Source organism: Neisseria sp. P0009.S007, from assembly GCF_051962515.1.
This window is the reverse complement of sequence record NZ_JBQCVF010000129.1, coordinates 1-5036: the sequence shown is the minus strand read 5'-3', so window position 1 is coordinate 5036 and position 5036 is coordinate 1. Positions and strand designations below refer to the sequence as shown.

The window sequence follows — 5036 nt, the reverse complement described above, 5'->3', positions numbered from 1 at the left end:
GCGACTGCCTCAATAACGTGCAAAATAGTGTCGCGATTGTCGCTGGAGGCAGTGATGTCCAAAAAGGTCAACTCATCCGCGCCTTCATCGTTGTAGCGTTTGGCAACGTCAACCGGATTGCCTGCATCGCGCAGACCCAAAAAGTTGACACCTTTTACCACGCGACCGTCTTTTACATCCAGACAAGGAATAATTCGTTTTGCCAATGCCATACTCAATACCTATTATCCGTTATCAGGCCGTCTGAAACCGTCAGGCCAAAAATTTGCTCAACCAATCCGGCAAATGTTGCAACAGCTGAAAATAACCAATGCCGGCTATCATCGCCAAAACACAGGAAATAATGAAATTGCTGTCAATGCGGCCGACAATGGAAAAAATTAAACCGGCAAATGCCCAGATTATCCCGTTGAAAATCATCCAATAGGTATCGATAATCGGCAAATCAAACGCCGTCAGCTGCCGCAATATCACTGCAATCAGTGTAAACCACAAACTTTCGCTTAGCGGATACACTTCGCGGTCGGATGACCAGATAATCCAAAAACCCAAAACAAACGCTTCAAGCATACCAATCCCTTAATAAAATAAGATATTGAGTGAGTTGTTTTTTTATAATTATTTCAGACAGATTTTAAGTCTAAGGACTTTGCAAAATGCCGCTTTTGAAGGCATTTTCAGCTATACGCCAACTCCTGCGCTGTTACACCTTGCAAAGCCCCAATCTGCATAATTAAACGCACTTAGGTCAAGCCAAAGAATCGGCCATTTTTTGTGCCTGTGCGAAATCAATACTTCCCTCATAAATTGCGCGGCCGGTAATCGCACCGCTCACACCCTCTTTTTCGACGGCACACAATGCGTGGATATCGTCCAAATTCGTCAAGCCGCCGGAAGCGATAATCGGGATATTCACTGATTGAGCCAATTTGACGGTGGCTTCGATATTCACGCCGCTCATCATACCGTCGCGACCGATATCGGTATAAATAATGCTGTTGACGCCATCGTCTTCAAAACGCTTGGCCAAATCGACGACATGGTGTTCCGTTACCGTTGCCCAACCGTCTATCGCCACCATACCGTCTTTGGCATCCAAGCCGACGATAATCTGACCCGGAAAGGCCTTACATGCTTCGCGCACAAATTCAGGATTTTTTACCGCGGCCGTACCGATAATCACATCGGTCAGACCCAAATCCAAATACTTTTCGATGGTGCCCAAATCACGGATACCGCCGCCAAGCTGTACCGGAATATCTTTAACCACGGCGGCCAAAATTTCTTTAATCGCCGGAAAATTTTGAGGAACGCCTGCGAATGCGCCGTTCAAATCAACCAAATGCAAACGGCGTGCGCCTTGATTGCGCCAATGCAACGCCATCTCTGCCGGCGAGTCGGAAAACACCGTCGCCTGCTCCATCAAACCTTGTTTTAAGCGAACACAGCGTCCTTCTTTCAAATCAATGGCAGGTACCAACAGCATTTTCTTCTCCTCTATTCAATTTCAGTATATTTTACACAAATTAGCGATTTTTAGCAGATTTATGTTAAAGCCTCAAATCTGCCAATTTAAAAAATTACGCAGCAGCAGCAATCCTGCCTGATGGCTTTTTTCCGTGTGGAATTGTGTGGCAAATACATTGTCCTTACCGACAATGCAGGCAAATTCATTCGGATATTCACTGACACCTAAAATAATCTCTTCATTTTTCGGTGCAAAATAATAGCTATGGACAAAATAGAAATACTCGTTCTGCCCAATGTCTTGAAATAAAGGATGCGGACGGGTTTGGCGCACTGTATTCCAACCCATATGCGGCACTTTCAGACGGCCTCCCTGTGCATCGGTTTGATTGGGCAAAAACCGTTTTACTTGTCCTTCAAACCAACCCAAACCATCTGTATCGCCTTCTTCGCTGTGTTCGAACAATAATTGCGCACCTACGCAAATTCCAAAAAACGGCTTGTTTTTCAGGCCGTCTGAAACCGCCTCGCCCAAACCGCTTGCCTTCAGCGCCGACATACAATCCGGCATGGCGCCCTGCCCCGGAAAGATAACCTTATCCGCCGCCATCACCTCTTCAGGCCGCGAAGTCAGATAAATTTCAGCATTTTGATTGGACAAGGCCTGCGCCGCCTGAACAGATTTCAATACTGAGTGCAGGTTTCCCATTCCATAATCGACAATCGCTACTTTCATTGTTTCTCCTCAGGCCGTCTGAAAACATTTAATGATTAATATAATAATAAGAATGATTGTAGCAAAAGATGGTTTAAAACAAAATATTGCCACTATACAAGACAAATAATAAAAGGCCGTCTGAAATCCCAATCGGTTTCAGACGGCCTTTATTCATTCACACGATGCCTTATTCTTCAGACGCGGCTTCCGCTTCTTCTTGAACAGATTCTTCACTCAGCGTGCCTTTGGTAGAAGGTGTTTGACCCATCATGCGCGGATCGTATTCGACCGCCATGCGCAAGGCGCGGCCGAAGGCTTTAAAAACGGTCTCGGCTTGATGATGTGCATTACGGCCGCTCAAATTATCGATGTGCAAGGTCATCATACTGTGATTCACAAGGCCGTGGAAAAATTCTTCAAACAAATCAACATCAAAACGGCCAATCAGGGCGCGGGTAAAGTCGATGTTATACACCAAACCAGGACGGCCGGAAAGATCGATGACCACGCGGCTCAACGCTTCATCCAGCGGAACATAGGCATGACCGTAACGGGTAATGCCGGCTTTATTGCCAAGCGCCTGTTTCAAGGCCTGACCCACCACGATACCGATGTCTTCAACCGTGTGATGGTCGTCAATGTGCAAATCGCCTTTACAGGTAATATCCAAGTCAATCAAACCATGGCGCGCCACTTGGGCAAGCATGTGTTCAAGGAAAGGAACGCCGGTATCCAAGCGGTATTTACCGGTACCGTCAAGGTTGAGGCTGACGGTGATTTGGGTTTCGCAGGTATTGCGGGTAACGGTAACAAAACGGTCTTCGGTTGAAACACCAGCTTCGACTGCTTCGACAGTTTGTTTTTCCAAACGCGCCACTTCAACCGCTGCTGCTTTTTCTTGGTCTTTGCTGTGATCACGGTTCAGCCAGCCTTTGCGTTTGTGCATGCCGGATTCCAACTTCGCAGCCAGGCTCGGACGAATGCCGCGTGCAGACTCATCGCCTGCTTGTTGTTCCAAACGGCGTTTGAGCTGAGACAAAGAGGCGGAGTTTTCATAACCGCACGCGCGTGCAAGCTTGGTCAATGAACCGGCTTCTTCAACCAGTAACAGAAAATTGGTCAAATGCAGTTGAGCTTTGTTCATAATGGTAGTTTCCTTGGAATCAAAGATTGGGGTAAAGGTTTCTAATAACGGCCAAGACAGCATCATTTTGCGCTGCCGAGCCTATGGTTATGCGGACACACTGATCCAAAAGCGGATGGCTGCCATGCAGTTTTTTAATCAGTATGCGGTATTGCTTCAATGTTTCAAACAGCCCGTCCGCATCAGGAACGCGAACGGTAATAAAGTTGGCTTCGCTCGGAAAAACTTCCAAACGGTTTAATTTCAACAATTCATTCATCACGCGCGAACGCTCGTTTTTTAATATATCAATGTTTTGCTGAATGATTTGATGATGTTTCAATGAGAATTTTGCCGCCGCCAAGCTTAATTGATTCATATTGTAAGGCGGAAGGATTTTGGCCAGTTCACCCATAATGCTTGGACTTGCCGCCGCATATCCCATCCGCAAGCCTGCAAAGCCGATTTTACTGATGGTGCGCATTACGACCAGGTTTTCGACTTCGCCCGCCCACGGAAGGAAACTGTCATGATGAAACGCGCCATATGCCTCATCGACAACCACAATGCCGGTTGCCGCACGAATGACCGCCTCTACTTCTTCTCGTTTAAAGCACACGCCGGTAGGATTATTGGGATAGGCAATAAAAATTAATGACGGCTGATGTTGCTCAATCGCAGACAAAACGGCAGGAAGATTTAAAGAAAAATCCGGATTTAAGGGAATACCGACATATTCCATACCATAAAGCGCGGCATTATGACGATACATAACGAAACTTGGCTCAATACCCAATACACGCGCATTTGGTTTGGCAACCAGCATAGTCAAAAACTGGATAAGCTCGTCTGAGCCGTTGCCCAATGCGATTTCCGCTTTATCGGGAATACCGAAAATTTCCCTCAATTCTTCATAAATCCCGCTCTTGGCAGTATGGGGATACAAATGAATCGGTGCCTGCTTTGCCAAGTCCGCCCATTCTGACAACAAAGATTCATATCCGGCGAAAGGATGATGCGGACACTCCATAGCGTCCAACTTAATAAAACCTTCCGGCAAATCAGCAACCTGATAGGCTGTCATTACTTTAATATCATCACGGATAACTTCAGCAACGCGATTCATGGTTTTCTATCCTCCTGAGATAAAGTATTTATAATAGTAGCACAATCTTTATTAGATATATATATTAATAAGACTATAAAACAAGATAAAGTTTCATTAATTTGAAGAAAAAACAATAAATCCTTTCTTGAGCATCTTTAAGCAATATTCTTGGCTTACCCCGCCTTTTTAGCGGTATAATTTTAAGTTTTCCAGTACGGCTTACGCCCTCAATCTTGTGAATAATACACGCTCCCCATTACCTTATCTTGCAACGTCCATAAGCCTTATCCTGCTGATTCTGCTTTCCTTGTCGTGGGAATTGTGGATCGCTCCATTGCGCGAAGGCGGCTCATGGTTGGCACTGAAAGCCCTGCCTTTGTGCTTGCCGTTGACCGGTATTTTGAAAAAACGCATCTACACTTACCAATACAGCTCCATGCTAATTCTGATTTACTTTGCCGAAGCCTGTATGCGCCTGGCTGACACAGCCGTCGCCAGCCGGATTTGCGCCGCCGTTTCCGTATTATTGTGCATTGCCTTTTTCCTCGGCTGCCTTGCATTTATCAAACAACAAAAACACACATCAAAATGACCTACCACACACTTTCAGACGGCCTGAC

The 5036-nt window shown here is 45.9% G+C and carries 7 protein-coding genes; 1 reads left to right on the top strand and 6 read right to left on the bottom strand.

What is annotated here, in order from left to right:
- From ACTHS3_RS10155 to hisC, 6 genes are all read right to left on the bottom strand, one after another.
- A partial coding sequence (locus ACTHS3_RS10155; protein WP_440367893.1) for a HisA/HisF-related TIM barrel protein occupies positions 1-212 on the bottom strand: 212 nt, incomplete at its 3' end.
- Between the two features lie 40 nt (positions 213-252).
- Positions 253-570 (bottom strand): hypothetical protein, encoded by a 318-nt coding sequence (locus tag ACTHS3_RS10150; RefSeq protein WP_004519651.1) that lies wholly within the window; start codon positions 568-570, stop codon positions 253-255.
- Between the two features lie 178 nt (positions 571-748).
- Positions 749-1486 carry a 1-(5-phosphoribosyl)-5-[(5-phosphoribosylamino)methylideneamino]imidazole-4-carboxamide isomerase gene (hisA, locus tag ACTHS3_RS10145; protein ID WP_049336731.1) on the bottom strand — a complete coding sequence of 246 codons (738 nt, stop codon included), beginning with the start codon at positions 1484-1486 and terminating at the stop codon, positions 749-751.
- 72 nt (positions 1487-1558) lie between these two features.
- Entirely contained in the window at positions 1559-2203 is a 645-nt protein-coding gene (gene hisH, locus ACTHS3_RS10140; RefSeq protein ID WP_049336732.1) for an imidazole glycerol phosphate synthase subunit HisH, read from the bottom strand.
- Positions 2204-2372: 169 nt separating this feature from the next.
- Positions 2373-3329 carry an imidazoleglycerol-phosphate dehydratase HisB gene (hisB, locus tag ACTHS3_RS10135; protein WP_070587450.1) on the bottom strand — a complete coding sequence of 319 codons (957 nt, stop codon included), beginning with the start codon at positions 3327-3329 and terminating at the stop codon, positions 2373-2375.
- A gap of 19 nt (positions 3330-3348) precedes the next feature.
- Complete coding sequence (gene hisC, locus ACTHS3_RS10130) at positions 3349-4434, bottom strand: histidinol-phosphate transaminase (protein ID WP_049336735.1); 1086 nt, start codon at positions 4432-4434, stop codon at positions 3349-3351.
- 217 nt (positions 4435-4651) lie between these two features.
- On the opposite strand from hisC, the gene ACTHS3_RS10125 reads away from it, so the two are divergent.
- On the top strand, positions 4652-5008 hold the full coding sequence (locus tag ACTHS3_RS10125; protein ID WP_049336736.1) for a DUF2069 domain-containing protein: 357 nt from the start codon (positions 4652-4654) through the stop codon (positions 5006-5008).
- The last annotated feature ends 28 nt before the right edge of the window (positions 5009-5036 follow it).

What these genes read in the sequence shown, in the direction of transcription:
- ACTHS3_RS10150 (WP_004519651.1), bottom strand. Translation starts at nt 570, where the DNA reads ATGCTTGAAGCGTTTGTTTTGGGTTTTTGGATTATCTGGTCATCCGAC.
- hisA (WP_049336731.1), bottom strand. Translation starts at nt 1,486, where the DNA reads ATGCTGTTGGTACCTGCCATTGATTTGAAAGAAGGACGCTGTGTTCGC.
- hisH (WP_049336732.1), bottom strand. Translation starts at nt 2,203, where the DNA reads ATGAAAGTAGCGATTGTCGATTATGGAATGGGAAACCTGCACTCAGTA.
- hisB (WP_070587450.1), bottom strand. Translation starts at nt 3,329, where the DNA reads ATGAACAAAGCTCAACTGCATTTGACCAATTTTCTGTTACTGGTTGAA.
- hisC (WP_049336735.1), bottom strand. Translation starts at nt 4,434, where the DNA reads ATGAATCGCGTTGCTGAAGTTATCCGTGATGATATTAAAGTAATGACA.